Source organism: Desulfovibrio sp. GTC20076 (assembly GCF_055385905.1).
On record NZ_AP039366.1, the window covers coordinates 1008752 to 1027500 of the forward strand.

General features: G+C 57.2%; 18 protein-coding genes (1 of these 18 cut by a window edge). 8 read left to right on the top strand and 10 right to left on the bottom strand.

Annotation, left to right across the window (positions count from 1 at the left end; genetic code table 11):
* Nucleotides 1-26: 26 nt before the first annotated feature.
* Nucleotides 27-1463: an Asp-tRNA(Asn)/Glu-tRNA(Gln) amidotransferase subunit GatB gene (gatB, locus tag ACZ495_RS04365; protein ID WP_464262687.1), complete on the top strand. Its 1437-nt coding sequence runs from the start codon at nucleotides 27-29 to the stop codon at nucleotides 1461-1463.
* A gap of 198 nt (nucleotides 1464-1661) precedes the next feature.
* On the opposite strand, the gene ACZ495_RS04370 is transcribed toward gatB, so the two are convergent.
* The 3 genes from ACZ495_RS04370 to mqnE all read right to left on the bottom strand — a co-directional run bounded on the left by ACZ495_RS04370 (nucleotide 1662) and on the right by mqnE (nucleotide 4922).
* On the bottom strand, nucleotides 1662-2510 hold the full coding sequence (locus tag ACZ495_RS04370) for a menaquinone biosynthetic enzyme MqnA/MqnD family protein (RefSeq protein WP_012624908.1): 849 nt from the start codon (nucleotides 2508-2510) through the stop codon (nucleotides 1662-1664).
* A gap of 127 nt (nucleotides 2511-2637) precedes the next feature.
* Nucleotides 2638-3747: a cyclic dehypoxanthinyl futalosine synthase gene (mqnC, locus tag ACZ495_RS04375; RefSeq protein WP_464262887.1), complete on the bottom strand. Its 1110-nt coding sequence runs from the start codon at nucleotides 3745-3747 to the stop codon at nucleotides 2638-2640.
* A gap of 32 nt (nucleotides 3748-3779) precedes the next feature.
* Complete coding sequence (gene mqnE / locus ACZ495_RS04380) at nucleotides 3780-4922, bottom strand: aminofutalosine synthase MqnE (protein WP_394027443.1); 1143 nt, start codon at nucleotides 4920-4922, stop codon at nucleotides 3780-3782.
* Between the two features lie 84 nt (nucleotides 4923-5006).
* Between mqnE and ACZ495_RS04385 the strand changes: the two genes are divergently transcribed.
* Nucleotides 5007-5864, top strand: coding sequence for a 1,4-dihydroxy-6-naphthoate synthase (locus ACZ495_RS04385; RefSeq protein WP_464262688.1), 858 nt, complete (start codon nucleotides 5007-5009; stop codon nucleotides 5862-5864).
* A 637-nt stretch (nucleotides 5865-6501) separates the two neighbouring features.
* Nucleotides 6502-7854, top strand: a complete 1353-nt coding sequence (locus tag ACZ495_RS04390) for an MATE family efflux transporter (RefSeq protein ID WP_464262689.1) — start codon at nucleotides 6502-6504, stop codon at nucleotides 7852-7854.
* A 56-nt stretch (nucleotides 7855-7910) separates the two neighbouring features.
* On the opposite strand, the gene ACZ495_RS04395 is transcribed toward ACZ495_RS04390, so the two are convergent.
* The 5 genes from ACZ495_RS04395 to ACZ495_RS04415 all read right to left on the bottom strand — a co-directional run bounded on the left by ACZ495_RS04395 (nucleotide 7911) and on the right by ACZ495_RS04415 (nucleotide 12419).
* Nucleotides 7911-9410: a histidine kinase gene (locus ACZ495_RS04395; protein ID WP_464262690.1), complete on the bottom strand. Its 1500-nt coding sequence runs from the start codon at nucleotides 9408-9410 to the stop codon at nucleotides 7911-7913.
* A gap of 103 nt (nucleotides 9411-9513) precedes the next feature.
* Nucleotides 9514-9918: a hypothetical protein gene (locus tag ACZ495_RS04400; RefSeq protein ID WP_464262691.1), complete on the bottom strand. Its 405-nt coding sequence runs from the start codon at nucleotides 9916-9918 to the stop codon at nucleotides 9514-9516.
* Nucleotides 9919-10066: 148 nt separating this feature from the next.
* A complete protein-coding gene (locus ACZ495_RS04405; RefSeq protein ID WP_012624901.1) occupies nucleotides 10067-10681 on the bottom strand; it encodes a bifunctional nuclease family protein in 615 nt (204 codons plus the stop codon).
* The gene (miaB, locus tag ACZ495_RS04410) at nucleotides 10675-12039 is read right to left on the bottom strand and encodes a tRNA (N6-isopentenyl adenosine(37)-C2)-methylthiotransferase MiaB (RefSeq protein WP_464262692.1); all 1365 of its coding nucleotides are present in this window, start codon (nucleotides 12037-12039) and stop codon (nucleotides 10675-10677) included. Before miaB ends, ACZ495_RS04405 begins: the two co-directional genes overlap by 7 nt.
* A gap of 5 nt (nucleotides 12040-12044) precedes the next feature.
* Nucleotides 12045-12419 carry a hypothetical protein gene (locus ACZ495_RS04415; protein ID WP_072311976.1) on the bottom strand — a complete coding sequence of 125 codons (375 nt, stop codon included), beginning with the start codon at nucleotides 12417-12419 and terminating at the stop codon, nucleotides 12045-12047.
* A 300-nt stretch (nucleotides 12420-12719) separates the two neighbouring features.
* Between ACZ495_RS04415 and ACZ495_RS04420 the strand changes: the two genes are divergently transcribed.
* Nucleotides 12720-13316, top strand: a complete 597-nt coding sequence (locus ACZ495_RS04420; RefSeq protein WP_464262693.1) for a hypothetical protein — start codon at nucleotides 12720-12722, stop codon at nucleotides 13314-13316.
* A 41-nt stretch (nucleotides 13317-13357) separates the two neighbouring features.
* On the opposite strand, the gene ACZ495_RS04425 is transcribed toward ACZ495_RS04420, so the two are convergent.
* The gene (locus ACZ495_RS04425) at nucleotides 13358-13648 is read right to left on the bottom strand and encodes a DUF5334 domain-containing protein (RefSeq protein ID WP_041724071.1); all 291 of its coding nucleotides are present in this window, start codon (nucleotides 13646-13648) and stop codon (nucleotides 13358-13360) included.
* Between ACZ495_RS04425 and moaA the strand changes: the two genes are divergently transcribed.
* The 4 genes from moaA (at nucleotide 13647) to ACZ495_RS04445 (ending at nucleotide 17076) form a co-directional block, all read left to right on the top strand.
* Entirely contained in the window at nucleotides 13647-14741 is a 1095-nt protein-coding gene (moaA, locus tag ACZ495_RS04430) for a GTP 3',8-cyclase MoaA (RefSeq protein ID WP_081428285.1), read from the top strand. The genes ACZ495_RS04425 and moaA overlap by 2 nt on opposite strands.
* A 110-nt stretch (nucleotides 14742-14851) precedes the next feature.
* The gene (gene ruvA / locus ACZ495_RS04435; protein WP_012624895.1) at nucleotides 14852-15466 is read left to right on the top strand and encodes a Holliday junction branch migration protein RuvA; all 615 of its coding nucleotides are present in this window, start codon (nucleotides 14852-14854) and stop codon (nucleotides 15464-15466) included.
* A complete protein-coding gene (gene ruvB, locus ACZ495_RS04440; protein WP_012624894.1) occupies nucleotides 15466-16449 on the top strand; it encodes a Holliday junction branch migration DNA helicase RuvB in 984 nt (327 codons plus the stop codon). Before ruvA ends, ruvB begins: the two co-directional genes overlap by 1 nt.
* 249 nt (nucleotides 16450-16698) lie before the next feature.
* The gene (locus ACZ495_RS04445; protein WP_464262694.1) at nucleotides 16699-17076 is read left to right on the top strand and encodes an ACT domain-containing protein; all 378 of its coding nucleotides are present in this window, start codon (nucleotides 16699-16701) and stop codon (nucleotides 17074-17076) included.
* A gap of 89 nt (nucleotides 17077-17165) precedes the next feature.
* On the opposite strand, the gene ACZ495_RS04450 is transcribed toward ACZ495_RS04445, so the two are convergent.
* Nucleotides 17166-18749, bottom strand: the 3' portion of a protein-coding gene (locus ACZ495_RS04450; RefSeq protein ID WP_012624892.1) for a heavy metal translocating P-type ATPase. 507 nt of this gene lie beyond the right edge of the window; only the last 1584 of its 2091 coding nucleotides appear in the window; the start codon falls outside the window, past its right edge; it ends in the stop codon at nucleotides 17166-17168.

Genomic DNA, 18749 nt, shown 5'->3' on the forward strand with positions numbered 1-18749 from the left:
TTACTTTACAGGGAGTGAGTTGACTTATGGCCGTTTATGAAGCCGTTATCGGCCTGGAAGTGCATGTGCAACTGGCCACGGCCTCCAAACTGTTCTGTTCCTGCCCGACAACCTTCGGCCAGCCTCCGAACTCCAATGTGTGCGAAGTATGCTCCGGCATGCCCGGATCGTTGCCCGTGCCTAACGGACAGGCCATACATTTCGCCACGCTGGTGGGCCTTGCTACAGGCTGCACCATCAATCCGCGCTCCATTTTCGCGCGTAAAAACTATTTTTATCCGGACCTGCCCGCAGGGTATCAGATATCGCAGTTTGAACTGCCCATCTGCAAGCACGGGCACCTGGACATTGAAGTGGATGGCGTCTGCAAAAGAGTGGGCATTACCCGCATTCATATGGAAAACGACGCGGGCAAAAACATACACGCTCAGGGAGAGAACATCAGCTACGTGGACCTGAACAGGGCCGGTACGCCGCTGGTGGAAATAGTCTCCGACCCTGATATGCGCTCTGCGGCTGAAGCTGTCGCCTACCTCAAGGACCTGTATGCCATTGTTACCTATCTTGGCGTGTGCGACGGCAACATGGAAGAAGGCAGCTTTCGCTGTGATGCCAACGTCTCTTTGCGGCCCGTGGGGGCGAAGGAATTCGGCACCCGTACGGAACTGAAAAATCTTAATTCGTTCCGTAACGTGCAGCGCGCTATTGAATGCGAAATGGCGCGCCAGCAAGACCTTCTGGATGACGGCGAAAAAGTCGTACAGGAAACACGCCTTTACGATGCGGTAAAAAATATTACTGCCTCCATGCGCAGCAAGGAAGAGGCACATGACTACCGTTACTTCCCTGACCCGGACATCCTGCCCATAGAGATTTCTGATTCGGACATGGAACGCTGGAAAGCAGAACTGCCCGAACTGCCCAAGGCCAGGGCCGCGCGGTTTGTGGAGATGACAGGCTTGCCCGCTGCGGAAGTTGAAGTGCTGGTGCAAAGCCGTGGTCTGGCGGATTTTTTTGAATCCGCCGCCGGTCTTTCTGATGCCCGCAAAGCGGCAAACTTCATGCTTGGCCCATTGCTGCGCGAATGTAACAGCCGGGGCGTCAACGCGGCGGATCCGGCCGCATGGAACATGAAGCCCGAAGCGCTGGCAGAACTGGTGCGCATTGTGGACCAGGGGCTGATCAGCTCCAAAATTGCCAATGATATTTTTGGCGACCTGTTTGAAACAGGCGTCATGCCCGAAAGGTATGTGAAAGAAAAAGGGCTTGTGCAGATATCCGACTCTTCGGCGTTGGAAGAAGCCGTGGACGCGGTTATTGCGGCCAATCCCGCCGAGGTGGAAGCATACAGAGGCGGCAAAACCAAACTCATCAGTTTTTTTGTGGGTCAGATCATGCGCACCACCAAGGGCAAGGCCAATCCGGCCCTGGTGAACGAGTTACTGGCAAAAAAACTGTCGTAGGCAGGCGTTCGTCTGCGTTTATGCTGGGGCTTTTTCATGAAAGAGGCTCCCTGCCACAGCGGGGAGCCTCTTTGTCATGTTTTCAGGTAAGCAGTGTCATCCGCGTCTGTGCGGGCAAAAAACGTAAGTCTTGAAAGGTCGGGCAGTTATCGGATCTGACTGTGGTTCCTCCGCCGGGGCAGTAGATGTTCTGCCAAGCTATAGCCTGAAAAACTCCAGCGGCGGTGCAGAGGGAATTATCCCGGCGGCAGCCAGTTTTTCATAAAAGAGCATAAGGCCGCGTTGTTCTTCTTCGCCCAGGCTGTAGACAAGTCCCTTGCTGTAGTAAAAGGCCAGTTCGTCCCGGTTCAGCGGGCAGCCGTGGGCTGTCAGGTCAAGAATCACATCCATATTGGCAAAGCTCCAGCTTCGTCCCTGCCGCAGCAGTTCGCCCGGATCGCTGGTAAACAGCCCTGCATCTGCCGCTGCGCGGCTTACCACCCACAGGCCGAAAATAAAAGGCAGACCTGTCCAGTCACGCCATGCTTCGGCCAGGTCAAGGCGATAGGGATAGTCCGGATGGTTGCGCAACCGCAAGGCCTCGTCCCCAATGGCCAGAAAAGCAGTGGGCGGATCACTGCTGCGCACGGCAGGGGTGACCTGTCCTGTGGTATAGCTCACATCAAGCTTGTAGCGGTCGCGCATGAGCAGCCGCAGCAGGGCCACAGAAGTATGCGTTTCTCCGCTGATGAGGATTTCTGCACCGTTCAGCTGGTCTAAAGGCACGCGGGAGAGCAGCAGCACGCTCATGACTGGCCCGCGTGAGCCAATGGAAAGGTCTTCCACCAGATAGTAGCGTTCGGGGCGGCAGGCGTATTCAAAGCAGGATGTGGACGAAACATGCAGTTCGCCGCGAGCCATCATGTTGTTGAGCAGGGCTGGCGGCCCGGATACCAGTTCAAAATCGTGGGGCAACAGGCCCGCTTCCAGGGGATGATAGATGGGCAGCACATTGAGATAGCCTATGCGGCCCATGCGCAGCACAGGCTGCGGCGTGACACTGGTCATGGTGATACCCTTGCTGAAGTGAGCGGCGTCTGCCTGGCGAGCAAACGCCGCAAAATCCGGCGCGGAAAGGTTTGCCTGCAATGGGCAAAACGCCCGGGCACACCTTTTCCCGCTATGGTCCGTCCTGTTACAGTTTCACATCCGGTTGCGGGTCTACAGCCCTGTAGTCCATGGTGCGCTGTATGGGGGTGAAGCCCGCAGCGTGGATGACCTTGTGAATATCGGCCCGGCTCATATGATAGGATACGCCTGCCGCAGCCACCACGTTTTCTTCGATCATCAGGGATCCGAAGTCGTTGGCCCCGTAAAAAAGAGCCAACTGGGCCACCTGTGGCCCCATGGTCACCCAGGAGGACTGGATGTTGGGCACGTTGTCCAGCACAAGACGCGAAACTGCCAGCAGGCGCAAGTAGGCCGGGGCAGGCAGGGGGGGGACCTCGATACGTGTGTGGGCAGGCTGGAAGGTCCAGGGAATGAATGCGGTAAAACCGTGGGTGCGATCCTGTACCTCACGCACTGCAAAAAGATGGTCCAATCTGTGCGAGGCTTTTTCCTCATGGCCGAACATCATTGTGGCGGTGGTGCGCAGCCCCAGCTTGTGCGCTTCTTCCATAACATCGAGCCATTGCTCAGCAGTGCATTTATTGGGTGAAACCTGGGCGCGTATGCCAGTATGCAGGATTTCAGCCCCGCCGCCCGGCAGGGAATGCAGACCGGCCTCTTTCAGGCGGCGCAGCACTTCGGCAACAGAAATATCGAATTTTTCAGCCCAGAAGAATATTTCCGGTGGTGAAAAGGCATGAATATGCAGCTGCGGCCACGTCTGCCTCAGCCAGCGTAAAAGATCTTCATACCATTCCAGCGGCAGGTCGGGGTGGTGACCGCCCTGGAGCAATATCTGCGTACCGCCGAGAGCCAACGTTTCTTCCACTTTGCGGCTCATTTCATCCCGGCTTATGACGTAACAGTCTTCGTGATCCGGGGCGCGGAAAAAAGCGCAGAATCGGCAGGCGCACACGCATACGTTCGAATAATTGATGTTGCGGTCGCCTACATATGTAACCACGGGGTCAGGATGCAGGCGCAAGCGCATGGCATGAGCAAGCTGCGCGAGTGTGTGAAGGTCGGCCTTGTAATACAGAATTTCTGCGGCGCTGCGGTCAAGCCGTTGACCGGCTGCGGCCAGGGCTGCGGCTTCGCGCACATCGGCAAAATCCTTATCTTGTTCGCCATGCATGACAAAGGGGCTGTGTGCGGGGGAAAAGGTGCTCACTGGCGCGCCTCCGGACTGTCGGTATCATTGAGGGTGTTAAACGTGGCGTTACGGCGAACAGGCGTAAAGCCCGAGGCGCGGATGACATGCTCCAGTTCGGCAATGGTCATGCCTTGCGCCGACTGGGCGCCAGCCATATGGCCGATGCGTTCTTCGATGATGGTTCCATCCAAATCATCGGCGCCGTACCACAGGGCCAGGGGGGCCAGTTTGTGGCCCATCATTATCCAGTAGGCTTTAAGGTGGGGAATATTGTCCAGCATAAGGCGGGAGACTGCCACCGTGCGCAACTGGTCAAGGCCGCGCTGCGGGCCAACTTTGTCTTCCGGCAGCTTGAGCCGGCTGTTTTCTGTGAGGAAGGGCAGCGGAATAAAGCAGGTGAAGCCGCCGCTTTTATCCTGCTGCTCACGCAGGCGACAAAGGTGGTCGATCCGGTGTTCGTAGGTTTCCAGGTGGCCGTAGAGCATGGTGCAGTTGGTCTTGATGCCCAGGCTGTGTGCTTCGCCGGAAATGCGCAGCCATGCGGTTGCATCGGCCTTGTGAGGACAAATCTGCGGGCGCAGTTCTTCATCAAATATTTCCGCGCCACCGCCTGGCATCATGACCAGCCCGGCTGCCTGAAGCCGTCGAAGAACCTCAAGGGTGCTGATGCCTTCAAGCCGTGAGAAATGTTCAATCTCCACAGCCGTAAAAGCTTTTACAGGCAAGTTTGGATTAAAATGCCGCACGGCGCGTATCATGTCTTCAAACCACGCAAGAGGCCGCGTGGGGTGGCAGCCGCCCACTATGTGCAGTTCGTCAAGGTGCAGTGGGGTAGAGTCCGCGTCGCGCAGGCGGTCCAGCACGTCATCAAGGCTCAGGGCAAACGCGCCTGCTTCGTTTTCCTCATCTCGCCGGAAAGCGCAAAACGTACAGCCGTTGACACAAACATTGGTATAGTTGATCTGCCGGTTTACCACGTAAAAAGCCTTGTGTCCGTGCAAACGGCAGCGCACATGCAGAGCCAGCGCTCCCACGGCGGTAACGTCGGGACAATGGAACAGGGCAAGGCCGTCTTCAAAGCTCAGCCGCTGCCCTGAAAGCACTTTTTCATGGATGGACGAAAGGCCCAGTGCGGCGTAGTATGCAGCGTCTAACATGATGAAATCCTGTGGGGTTGATTGGGCCGGAAGGGCCGCAAGCAGAGTAGGCCGCCCGCCGCAAGCTGTCAATGTGAGGAATATATGTCTTCAGCTTTTCCACAAAACGGTTTCCAGTCTTTAGGGTTGGGGCTTTCGCCCTGTCCCAATGACACCTATATTTTTCACGCTCTTCTGCACGGCCTTGTACCGGCCCCGGCAGCTCTGAAACCCCATATGGCTGATGTGGAAGAACTGAATACCCTTGCCCGTCGGGGACAGCTTGAGGTGACCAAGATATCCCTTGGTGTGGTAGCTGAAATTATGGATAGCTACGCCCTGCTGTCTTCCGGCGCTGCACTTGGCTGGGGATGCGGACCACTGGTTGTTGCGCGAAAAAAACTTTCGCCCCAGGAATGGAGAAACGCCACTGTGGCAGTGCCGGGGGTGTTGACCACTGCCAACCTTCTGCTTACCTTGCATGGCGGTTTTCAAGGGGCACGGCGCGAAATGCTTTTCAGCGATGTGATGCCCGCCGTGGCGCGGGGTGAAGCGGACATGGGGCTTGTTATTCATGAGGGGCGCTTTACTTACGAAAAACTGGGTTTGACCAAGGTGCTTGATCTGGGCCAATGGTGGGAAAGCGAATTTCATTTGCCCCTGCCGCTGGGAGCCATTGCTGTGCGGCGTGATGTGCCGTTGCCGCTCGCGCGGCGCGTACAGGGAGCCATTACCGGCAGCCTGGCACACGCCAACGCGCACCCCGAAGCCTCAAGGCAGTACGTGTGCGCACATGCGCAGGAAATGACAGACAGCGTTACACAGGCACATATCAAAACATTTGTGACGAATTTCAGCCTTGACCTTGGTGGTGAAGGGCGTAGGGCCATCGAGCATCTTGTAGGTCGGGCTGCGGAGCTTTCAGGAAAAAAACTGCCGGCGGAAGGGCTGTTTTTACGCTAAGATATACTGAAAAGTACCGTATTTTTACAACAAGGCGGATGCGGCCGGGAGGCGCGTTAGGCGCAGCACAACGTGAGAAAATCGAAGCGGTTTACTTTTTCGGTAGAAGTCTGAATATTGCTTTTGCGTCACGCTGCTGACAGGCCGCTGGCAGCAGAATATGGCATTGCAAAAGTGATGAAGACTTCACCACCTGCCAGCCGGAGTCCAGCGCAAGCGTTCTTGTTTTCAGCGGGGCGTGTGATGCGGCCTTGTGGCGCGTTCAGGGTTTGCAACACAGTCGTATGCCTGCCTGAACGGGCGAAACAGCCGTGCTGCATGGCCGTATTTTAAGGAGAGCCGCCGGGAAGGCTGAACTGTTCCTTGGATATGTCATCATTTTTTACGCTATAGTTTTCTAAGCGGCGCACGGGAAAAATACTTCCTTTATCGTTCGCAGTGCTGGCGATTGCGGCAGTACCGTTTCCAGGTCGGTCTTTTTTGTCTGCCGGACTTGCAGCGGCTTGCCGCTGCACTTCGCGAACTACCCACAACCCCCATACCTCACATGTTTCAGAAATATTTTTCTTTTGCAGAAGCCCGCCGTTTTTACAGTATCGGCCTGCCGATTTTTATTGCGCAGCTTTCACAGACCGGCATGACATTTGTTGATACCGCCATGGCCGGGCAGTATAGCGCCGAGCACATGGCCGCTGTGGCCGTTGGCAGCAGCGTATGGGTTCCCATATCCCTGTTGGGTATCGGTTGCCTGCTGGCCTTGCCGCCCCTGAGCGCACAGGTTGTCGGGGCGGGCAGGCCTGAAAAGGCGGCCCATTTATTGCGGCAGGGCTTGTGGCTGACCTTGGGGCTGAGCATCGTTCTGATGAGCCTTTTTTATACAATTTCTTGGAATATGGAATCATTTGGCCTGAATCCGGAAATGGCGCACATTTCCGGAGGCTTTTTGCGGGCCATCATGTGGGGGCTGCCGGGCTTCATGCTGTTTGTGAACTTGCGCAGTTTTCTTGAGGGCTTTGCCCGCACCCGGCCAGCCATGATCATCGGTATGCTTGGCCTGACCGTAAACATACCTTGTAATTTTATCTTTATTTACGGCAAATTCGGCATGCCCGAACTGGGCGGCGTTGGTTGTGGGGTAGCTACGGCCATAAGTTTTTGGTCTATGGCACTGGGTATGTTTTTTTATTTGCACCGGGACCCGCAATGTGCCCAGGTGCGCCCGTTATTTATGCCACTTTGGCGTAACTGCAGAAAAACGGGTGAAAAACCTGCCCGGGAAGCACAGGAAAACTGCCTGCCGCGTTTTGATGCACCCCTGATCTGGCGGATTTTACGCATCGGCATGCCTGGCGCTCTGGCCTTGTTCTTTGAGGTTTCACTTTTCGCTCTCAGCGCCATCCTGCTGGCCCCCTTGGGGACCATTATGGTGGCTGGACACCAGATCGCCCTCAACTTCGGTTCACTGGCCTTTATGGTTCCGCTTTCTCTTTGCATGACCGTGACGATCCGCGTGGGCCGCTGCCTGGGCGCACAGGACCTGGAACGAGCCAGAATGGCCGCGCGTACGGCCCTTGTACTCAGCGTTGTTTTTGCCCTGATAATTGCTGCCATCACCATATCGTTCCGGCAGAATATCGTGCGCATTTATACGGACAATCCGGAAGTAACTGCTTTGGCCATGCACCTGTTGCTTTTTCAGGCGGCCTATCAGGTGGTGGATGGCCTTCAGGTCACAGGTATAGGAATTTTGCGGGGCTATAACGATACACGTGTTATTTCCGTCATCTGTTTTATTGCCTACTGGGTCATTGGCCTGCCCCTGGGCTTCACGCTGGCACGCACCAATATTATTGTGCCGTATCTGGGAGCTGAGGGTTTCTGGATTGCCTATATTGTAGCTTTGGGCTTCGGCGCTCTGTGCTACCTGTCGCGAGTGCGCTTTCTGCACAGTCTTGCACCGCAGGTGGTGTTCAGCCGCATAAGGCGATGAGGCAGGCCGCCTGCGCGACAATCCTTCGACAGGCGCGTCGGGCTGGCATGGAAAGGTCACTGTTTGCGGAGGCGGGCCATTTTCCAAGTATATTTCATGACGGACAACAGTTCGTTGAGTCCTGGTTTGCTGTTGAACAGGCCGCTTGTTCCCTCGGCTTCACTCAGTGGTTCCAGAACCGGCTCCTCACTGATTTCTTCAAGCGTGTTCCTGCCCTGTGCATGCTGCCGGGCGTCTGAAGGTGTTTGCATGAAACGCGCCGCTCCAACCTGATCCTGATCGTGCCCCCACGGCGGGACAGGTAACGGATGGGAACTCGTTTCGCGCGGCACTGCGTCCGCGGAATTTGACCGGGAAACGGCGTCTGATGCCGCGCTGCCGGACCGGCCTGTAACGGTTCCAGCTGGTTGCGAGTTTTCCATTGCCCTGGCGGCTTCAGCCTGTTCGGCATTTTCACGTTGCCGGGCCGCCTGACGTGTGGCGCGCCACTGCGTTTCCGCCGCTTCCTGTCGGCGTTTTTCTTCCTGCTGGCGGGCCAGACCTTCCAGATTGGCCCGTATGTCGTCAGCCAGTGTTCCGGCGGCGGCTCCCATGATGCGGCCAAGGCTGTCTTCCAGCTTTTCCAGCATGTGCTGTGGCTGGTCGGCGCTCAGGCAGGTCTGGGCCAGACGTTCAGTCATCTGACGGCGGGGGATAAGCTCATGCCCGTGGGATAGTACTTCTGCGGCCTCATCGTATCTTTCCTGCCGTATGAGCTGAAAAGATTCGGACAGAAAAGGGTTTTTTGCTTCGGGGTCTTCCCTGAGCAGACCCGCATAGACTGCCCGCGCGCGATGCCAGTTTTTAGCCCGCACAAAGGTCGTTGCGGCAAGGCCAAGGTAGTGACGATAGCGGGCCATATCGCCCTTGCCCTTCCACGCCACGGCCATGCCGAGCTGAGCCTGTCCCTGGATAAGGGCGCCGCCCAAAGCACGCTGAAAAGCGTTGATGGCCGTATTCCACTGCCGCTGTTGCAGGCACTGCATGCCTACGCGAAAATAATCCTCGGGCTGGCGCACTGGCTTGAGCAGCATGCCATAGGTATCAAGGGCCTGATCAAAAGCACTGGTATCCGTGTATTGCCGGGCAGCCTGCAACTGCTGCGTGCCTGATGCCGTGGCGGCAAGTGAATCCAGGTGCGTTTTCAGCACATTGATGGAGTAGGGGCGCGCAAGAAGGGCGCTGGCTCCACATCCCAGGGTTCTGAGTTGCTCGGCCTCACTGTCATTGGGCAGCAGAAGAAGAATGGGCAGTCCGAGAAGCAGGGGGTGCAGCCGCAGGATGGCACAAAACTGTTCGCCATCCATATCAGCCAGTTTTTGGGAGCAAACTACGATGTCAGGCGTGAAACCAGGGCCGGAAGCATCGAGGCCTGCCAGCATTCGGGCAGCCTCTATGCCTGAGGTCATGCATTCAACCCGGCTGGCTCCGGCCTCTCGCAGGGCACGACGGTCAAGGCTTGACAGCGATTCATTTTCGCAGAGAAGGAGTATGTTCAGGCCGGCGGGGCGGGTCATGTCATTCCTTGGCGGACAGGGAGAGTTCCTGGAGGCGAAGGGGCTGTTGCCGCCGTGCTCCTGTACTGAATGCTACAGGGATGATGGCGTATAGGCAAGGGCCTCAGCGGGCAAAAGGGATAATGCGGGCCTGTCTGCCTGCGGCATTACTGCTGTATTCCGCCTCATTCTGAATTCCCTGATAGGTCGCATGACAATAGGGGCAACACAGGGAGCCACGGGCGCGCTCCAGGCGAATGAGTCCGCCTTCGTATTCATAGCAGCGAGGGCAGAAGGGACCTTGGCGCAATCCACCGGCAGACAGCCAGTAAAACCCTTTTTCAAGGGTCAGTGTTTCGGCAAGACAGATGGCATCTTCCAGATTTTTCAGGCGTACCTTAAGCATGCTTATCTCATCGTGCAGGGCAATGCCGCGTGACTGCACTTCCATGAGCAGCCGTCGCGCCTTGTCGTGGCGCCCTGCGGCGAAGAGATCATTAATTTCTTTGAACAGGCGATAGTCCAGCATACTTTTCTTCCCCACTAGGCAGCCTATCGGAGCGGAGCTAAAAAGCTTTAGGCCGGGCCGGGAAGTGTTTTTGCTTGTTAATTAAATAAAAACTTTATGTTAGGTGGCATTGAAAGTTTTCTAGAAAGCTTATGGAAAAGCCGTTTTCCTACATTTTTCGCCGTGAGATGGGTTCAAGCGAACGCAGCATTTCACGAAAGCGGCGTTCTTCTTCCGGATCAATATCATCAGAAAGAACCGTGCCGTGCAGCAGCCGGCTGTGCAGCATGTCTGCCTCTTTGCGCGCCCCGGCCTTGCGCACCATGTCGGTAGCGGCGTCAGGCACAGGGGAAAGGACTTCCTCATGCAGGCGCTGTTCGGCTTTTTCCTGAGCTTCGGCGGCACGGCGCAGCACGTCCTCGTTGACCATGATCGGTGCTTCGGCCCGCATGGCCAGAGCTATGGCATCCGAAGGGCGGCAGTCCACACGTACGCGCCCGCCGGGGCCTTGCAGCACCAGCAGGGCAAAAAATACCCCATCCTTGAGATCGGTGATTTCCACTTTGACAAGCCCGGCCTTGAGCGCCCTCAGTGCCATAAGCAAAAGATCGTGCGTAAGGGGCCGGGGCAGGTTTTCTTTATTGAGTACAAGCGAAACGGCCATGGCTTCCATTGCCCCCACCCAGACGGGCAGTACGGTCTCTCCTTCCATTTCGCGCAGTATCACGATGGGGGTTTTGGTCTGCGGGTCAATGGTCAGGCCGAAAACACGCATCTCTACCATGGCTCCCCCGTGCGCACGGCCAGCAGGCTGTGCTTCTTGGCCTCTGTAATGACGGTTTGCACCAGAAAACCTGTGTGATCAGCCCCGGCGGGCAACGGTACATGCACCGGTACTCCGTACGGGTCACGCCCCTGCCAGCTTGGTTCGGCACTTTCGCCCGGTTTGGGGCTTGGGCCTTCCATGAGCAGGGTTGTCTTGTCCCTGTTTTCAACCCGGGCCGCCAGCCAGCGTGCTCCCAGGTCGTCCTGGAGGGCCTGAAGCCGCCGCAGCCTGTCCTGGGCCACGTCCGGAGCGATTTTACCTGGAAAAAGCGCGGCCCTGGCTCCAGGCCTGTCGGAATATATGAAAGAAAAGCTGGACATGAAGTTGCAGGCACGCATCATGGCAAGTGTGTCCTGAAAGTCTTCTTCCGTTTCACCGGGAAAAGCCACAATCAGGTCAGTGGACAGGGCGAGGTCCGGCCTTGCGGCGCGCAGATCGTCCACAAGGCGCAAGAATGCCGCGCTGTCGTACCGGCGGCGCATGCTCCTGAGTACCACATCTGATCCGGCCTGCAGGGGAAGGTGCAGACGGGGGCATAGCTGGGGCAATTCCGCAAAAGCGGCTACGTCTTCCGGTCCCATATCCTTGGGGTGAGGGGTGACATAGCGCAGGCGCTCAAGCCCGGGCAGACCGGCCACCTGGCGTAAAAGCTGTGCAAAGCTTGTTCCATCGCCGCTTTTATCCTGGCCGAAGGCATTGACATTCTGCCCCAGCAGTGTGATCTCGCGCGCGCCCCGCTCGAGCACGGCGCGGCATTCATCAAGGATAGCGGCTGCCGAGCGCGATTTCTGGCGTCCCCGGGTAAAGGGAACAATGCAATACGCGCAAAAGTTGTCGCAGCCTTGCATGATGTTGACAAAGGCCACCGGGCCTGAGGAGGATCCGGATGTTCCCGGACCGGCCTCGCGTTCGATATAGTGGCTGGTGAAATCCAGCAATGACAAGTGCAGGGTCGGCTCTTCCAGCAGGCGTTCGATTGCTGCGGGCGCACCGCTTATGCCGTCGCTGCCCGCCACCAGGCGCACCTGGCTTTCCTTGCTGAAAAACCCTTCACCCAATTGCTGCGCCACGCAGCCTGCGACCCCTACCAGCACATCGGGATTGCCGCCAGTAACGTGGCGGATGCGGCCAAGGGCGCTCATGACCTTTTGTTCCGGTTTTTCACGCACGGAACAGGTATTGACAACCACCACCTGCGCATCTTCAAGTGCAGCTTCAACAAACCCGCGAGCTGTGAGGGCACGGCCCAGCCACTGGGAGTCGTGCACGTTCATCTGGCAGCCGAACGTAATGATATGATAAGATTTTTCGATCATGATTACTATTGTTCAATGTCCAGGTCTGCCTCGTACATGCCGGAGGCCTCTTCTTCTTCCAGAGCGGCCACGCGGTCTTCCAGCCAGTCCAGCACGGCGCGGGCGGTATGGTAATTGAGCAGTATGCGGCTGTGGATGCAGCGGGTAACTTCACGCGCATCTTCTTCGCCCGGGATCATTTCGTGCCCGATGGAGCCGTCAGGAGCCACAAGCTGCTCGGAAAAAGCGGGCAGTGAGTCGCTTTCATGATAAAAATTCATTTCTATTTCGCCCTGGGGGTTGATGCCCCCCCATACGCCGTGGGCCGTTTGCAGGCGGGCGTCTTCGTCCATTTTGTACCTGTAGCGGATTTTGGCGGGGTGTGCGTTGGCTTTGTTCATACGGATTCCTTTTCTTCGTTCATGACGTATGGGGCAAAGGCATATGATAAAAAAGCTGTCCTGCCAAGTAAAGCCGGGCATGACGGTCAGGAGCGCGTAAAACCGTGAACCGGCCGTTTCGCAGCCGCCGGTACATGATGGCGCGTTTGTATGAAGCCGACGGTATTTGCGCGCATGGCCCTTGACGATGCCCGTCCCTTGGTTAAACTATCAGTCGGGGAGTACGCGCGTCTGGTTGACGGATGTGGGCGTATTGCTTTGGCGGCGTGTTGCCGCGTATTTTTCTTCCAAGGAGCGCATGTGAGCGAGGTTAACAGTGCGGGCAACGAGGCCAGTGTAAAGACACACGACATCCAGCCCTATTTTGACATGGAAGGCTTCATGGTCATGAGCCAGGAAAAACGGCTCGGGGGGGCGGTGCTGGAGCGCCTGGTCGAATTGTGGGGCCAGTGGCTGCCGCAGTTGAAGGTGTGTGAAATCTTTACAGGCAAGATATCATATCTTGCGGTCTGGCTGCCGGAATCCATCGAGGTCGATGTGGACGAGGCTTGGGAAAAATCAGCATCTGACGGGTTTATGATCAACAATCTCGCCCAGTTTATGTGCATGAGCGCTGTGCAGGCTATGCTGCCTCAGGTGGAAGATGCCGGCTGTGCTCCATCGCCCCGGCCCACGGAAGCACTGCGCGCGGCTCTGGAAAAAATGGGCCTTGAATACAGGCCCGGTTCGTCGGTGCTTATGCGCCGCTATGCAGTTGTTACGCATTTTCCTTTCCGCGGCGGCTGCGAAATCTGCCACCTTCAGTCCGAATGTCCCAAAGGGCAGGGACAGGCCGAAAGTGCCAGTATTCTGTTGCCCGGCTATGAACGCGGCTCGGACGGCGGAATCAGCCAGTAAGGTTCGGGGGGCGGCCTGAACGGCCGCTTCCCGCCTGTTTTTTACCGGCCTTCCATTACAAGGGTACGGGTTGCCCCCGCGGAGGTTCGTACCACCAGTTCCACCGTGCGCGCATTACGGGAAACGCTTTCCACCAGGCAGGTTTCGGTGGTGTCAGTGTCGTAATTGCGCACATCCACCGTTTCGCCCGGCGAAGGGACACGGTCGGGGTTTACTTCTACAAGGTCGGTGGAGGCAGCGTCAAAACCATCCCAAGCCCGGATTTCCGGGGGGACACACAGGGAAAAACTCAGGCTGCCCGCGAGGGCCGCTCCCATAAGCAGGTATTTCATGCAGGCAGATGTAAATCCATTTCCGCTTCTTGGCAACAGGCATGATGTTGAAGAAGGCGTGGGGACAGCTTGCGAGCGGGCAGACTTTTCTGCTCCTGCGCCTCTGGTGGACGGCCATGGCCGTGTTGTGCGTTATTTGCGACTTTCCGTCACGGATCGTTGTAATCTGCGCTGCATGTACTGCTGCAGCAATGCCAGACAGACCTGTATTCCACATACGCAGGTGCTGCGGTATGAGGAAATGGCGCGTATGGTCGGCATTATGGCTCGCCTTGGGGTGACCAAGGTGCGCCTGACCGGGGGGGAGCCGTTCGCGCGAAAAGGCTGTGACGGCTTTTTATATATGCTGCACTCGCGTTTTCCGGATATGGACCTGCGCCTTACTACCAACGGAACCTTGCTTGAGCCACATATTCCGCTGTTGCGTCAGGTGGGGGTCAAAGCCGTCAACTTGTCTCTGGACAGCTTTGACCGGGAAACTTTCGCCAAGGTTACGGGGCGCGACATGCAGCCTGCCGTGTTGTCGGCACTGGACAGGCTGCTGTCTGCGGGCATCAGGGTAAAGGTGAACGCCGTGGCCATGCGGGGCGTCAATGACGGGCAGATGGACGACTTTGTCCACGCGGTACGAACCATGCCCATTGACCTGCGTTTTATTGAATTCATGCCTATGGGCAGCGGAACGCTCTGGAATGCCGGCACATTCTGGCCGGCTGCGGATATCCGCGCCGAAGCGGAACGTCGGGTACGCCTTGTCCCCGAAAAAGAAGACAGGGCCGAGGCCGGTCCCGCCCGTATGTTCCGGGTGAAAGGCGGCAAGGGGCGTCTCGGTTTTATTACCGCAGTCAGCTGCCATTTTTGCGGCTCCTGCAATCGGCTGCGACTCACTAGCGATGGCAATCTGCGCACCTGTCTTTTTGATGACAGGGAGTATGCCTTGCGCCATTTTTTGCGCGACCCTGCCATGACAGACGCCGATATTGAGCGGACCATACGTAAGGCCTGCACGGAAAAACCTGTGGGAGCGGAATTGCTGGCAAACCGCTCCGGAGACGAGGTGGCCGCCAGGCAGATGGTAGGCATCGGCGGCTGAAGCCCGGTGGGGCCTATTTGAAAAAACAGGGCATTCGGTTATGCTGGCTGCGGTATGCGCACCTGTGGGGCTGTGCTGCCGGTATTATCCATCTGACCCGCAAGGAATCCATGATAGCCTATCTTGAGGGCCGCCTGGCCGAAACATGGGGCAACACCTGTCTGCTCATTACCGAAAACGGCGTGGGCTATGCAGTGGCCTTGCCTGCGCATACCCTGTCCGTCCTGCCAGGCCGGGGAGAGCACCTTGCCCTGTATACCAGTCTCGCCGTGCGCGAAGACGCGCTTGAACTTTTCGGATTTGCCACTTTTGAAGAGCGGCAGACGTTTGAGGTACTCATATCCATATCCAAGGTGGGAGCGCGTACCGCTTTGTCCATTCTTTCCATTTACAGGCCCGAAGATCTGCGACGCATCGTGTTTGAAGAAGACGTGATGGCCCTCACCCGTGTTTCGGGCATCGGCAAGAAAACCGCGCAGCATGTTTTTCTGGAACTTAAATACAAACTCAAGGTGGATGATGTTCCGCAGGCTGCGGTGCTGGCTTCCACGGGGGAAAGGCCGGGATCCGTCTTCAGGGATGTGCTCGATGGCCTTGCCAACCTGGGCTACGCTGAAGATGAGTGTGCCCCGATGGTCAAAAAGCTGCTGCATGAAGAACCTGATCTGGATGTGACCGGCGCGCTCAGGGCTGCCTTGAAGGCCCTGGCCAGGGGGAGAGCCTGATGGCGGAAACTTGTCAGCCCCAGGGGGCCGTCAATATTGATGAAAGCGTACGGCCGCGCAGTCTGGAAGATTTTATCGGTCAGGATGACCTGCGGGCCAACCTGCGCGTCTACTTAGACGCTGCCCGTGAACGTGGCAAAGCGCTTGATCATACGCTTTTTTACGGCAACCCCGGCTTGGGCAAGACTACGCTTGCCCAGATCATGGCCACGGAGCTTGGCGTCAACCTTGTGTGTACTTCAGGGCCGGTGCTTGAACGCAGTGGCGATTTAGCCGCTATTCTCACAAATCTTGGCAGCCACGATATTCTTTTTGTTGATGAAATTCATCGCATGCCCATCGCGGTTGAAGAAGTGCTGTATCCGGCCATGGAGGACTTCAAGCTTGATCTGGTTATCGGTCAGGGACCAGCGGCCCGCACCGTGAAGATTGACCTTGAACCCTTTACCCTGGTGGGAGCCACCACGCGCATGGGGCTTATTTCTTCCCCTTTGCGCGACCGTTTCGGTATTGTGGCACGGCTTGAGTATTACAGTTCGGCTGATCTGGCCCGGGTGGTGCAGCGAACCGCCCGCATTCTCGGTGTGACCATCACGCCTGATGGTGCGGAGGAAATAGGGCGCCGTTCACGTGGCACGCCGCGTATTGCCAACCGACTGCTACGTCGCGTACGAGATTTTGCTCTTGTGCACGGCAACGGGCAGGTGAACGGACATGAAGCCTCCGTTGCGCTCAAGCGCATGGACGTGGATGAGCACGGTCTGGATCAGATGGACCGTAAACTCTTGGAAGTACTTATTAAACACTATGATGGCGGCCCGGTAGGCATAAAAACGCTGGCGGTCGCCTGTTCTGAAGAAGTGCGCACAATTGAAGATATTTATGAACCGTACCTTATCCAGTGCGGTTTTCTCAAACGTACTCCGCGTGGCCGTATGGCCACCGCACGGGCTTATACCCACCTGAAATTGCTGCTTTCCTGATACGCAACCGGAAGTTTCTTGCAAGCAGGCGGAGTTTTGCGGCTTGCCTCGCGGCTGTCAGACCGTTTCGTGTCCCCATTTCTTTTTAGCATCGGCAAGCTGTGGTGCCCCCCCCACACAGTGTTCACGCGGCCGGACATTCGGGACAGGGAGAAGCACGGTGGGACGGGATGAAACAACACCTGCCGTACACATCCGCTCAAAGTTGCTTTGCCGGTGTGGCGGCGGTTCGTGACAATTGGAGAGCACATGATACTTCAGGTGTTGCCGGGCGAGTTTTCTATCTGCAAAGTGTCCGACATGTCGGCAGTGGACCTGACAGTCCAGTGGCTTTTTGTGAGTAAAACGGATGCCGAGCTTTCTGTGGTCTGCTTGCAGGAAGATGTCCCCCGACCGTGTGAGGCGCGCGAAGACGGCTGGCGAGCGTTTCGTGTGGCTGGACAGCTGGACTTCTGCCTTACAGGGGTACTGGCTGGCCTGTCGACGGTGTTGGCCCAGGCCGGGGTCAGTATTTTTGCGGTGTCTACTTTTGATACCGACTATGTGCTGGTAAAGCAGGACCGGCTGGCCACGGCCCTCATGGTTCTTGAAACGGCGGGGTATGGCGTTGAGAATAATTCAGCCTGAAACCGCGCGAAGCGCGGCCGCTCTTGCCAATGTGCAATGGACGCCGGAGGGCAGGACATTTCAATATGTTTCCTGCCCTCCGGCTTCTTTTATTGTTCAATCTTTCCGGCGCGCGCTGCGTTGAGCACGGCCATAAGAGCTACGCCCACGTCTGCGAATACGGCTTCCCACAGGCCGGAAAGGCCCACGATGCCAAGCCCCATGAACAGGCTCTTGATGCCGAGAGCCATAATAATGTTCTGCCACACAATGGTGCGTGTGCGGCGGGCAATGCGCAGCAGTTCGGGCAGGCGTGCGGGATTGTCGTCAAGAATCACAACATCAGCAGTTTCAATGGCCGCTTCCGAGCCAAGTCCACCCATGGCGACCCCCACCCCCGCTGTGGCCAGAACAGGAGCATCGTTGATGCCGTCTCCCACAAAGATGGTGTTTTCTACCGGGCCAAGAGATTCAAGGGCCTCGGCTTTTCCTTCGGGCAGCAACCCTGCCTTGAGAACATCCAGGCCGAGCCTCTGGGCCACAGGAAGGGCCTGCTCTTCACGGTCGCCAGTCAGCATGGCTATGGTATTCACTCCCAGATGCCGCAGTTGTTCAATGGCTTCAGGCGATTGTGATTTGAGGCGGTCAGCAACCACGAGTGCGCCAAGCAGGCGGCCGTTGCGAGCCACCTGAACAATACTGCCGGGCATGTCTACTGCTTGTGGTGCAATGCCGTTGGCTTCCATGAGGGCGGCATTTCCGGCCAGAAGGGTAGTGTCGTATGTGGTTGCCTCAACACCTTTACCGGGAATTTCACGCATCGCCGTGATGGTCGAATCATCGGTAACGATATTGGCATGTTCCGCAGCTCTGATTACAGAGCGGGCAATGGGGTGGTTCGAACGGCTTTCGGCCAGGGCAGCAGCCTGCAACAGCTCAGTGGAGTCCGTTCCAAGGGCCGGCAGTACGGCGTTGACTTCAAATACTCCTTCGGTAAGAGTGCCGGTTTTGTCCAGAGCTGCCACGCGGATATCACGCAGCTTGTCCAGCACAGCGCCGCCCTTGATGAGTATCCCCCGGCGGGATGCTGCTCCTATGCCGCCAAAGTAGCCGAGCGGGATGGATATGAGCAGGGCGCAGGGGCAGGAAATCACCAGAAGCACCAGAGCACGGTAAAGCCACTGTGAAAAATCACCCAGCCCTATAATGGGCGGCACCACAGCTACAAGCAGGGCAAGGCCGGTTACGGCAGGGGTATACCAGCGAGCCATGCGGGTGATGAAGCGTTCGGTAGGAGCTTTACGCGCAGCTGCGTTTTCCACCATTTCCAGAATTCGCGCGATGGATGACTCGGCAAAAGGCGCAGTCACTTCCATGCGGATCGCACCATTAAGATTGATAGTGCCTGCAAGAGCGCGACTGCCGGGCTTCAGAAGAAGCGGCACGGATTCACCCGTGAGAGGCGAGGTATCCACTTGCGAGTTGCCTTCAAGCACGGTACCGTCAAGCGGGATTTTTTCGCCGGGGCGTACAAGGATGTGGCTGCCGGGGCCAAGATCTTCTGGCTGGACGTCCCGCGTAGTGCCGTCATCAAGCATTTCATGGGCGGTGCTCGGGCGTGCCGCCAGAAGCGCCTTGACCGAACGACGCGAATGCCCCGCCGCCCGCTCCTGCACAAACTCGCCGATGCGGTA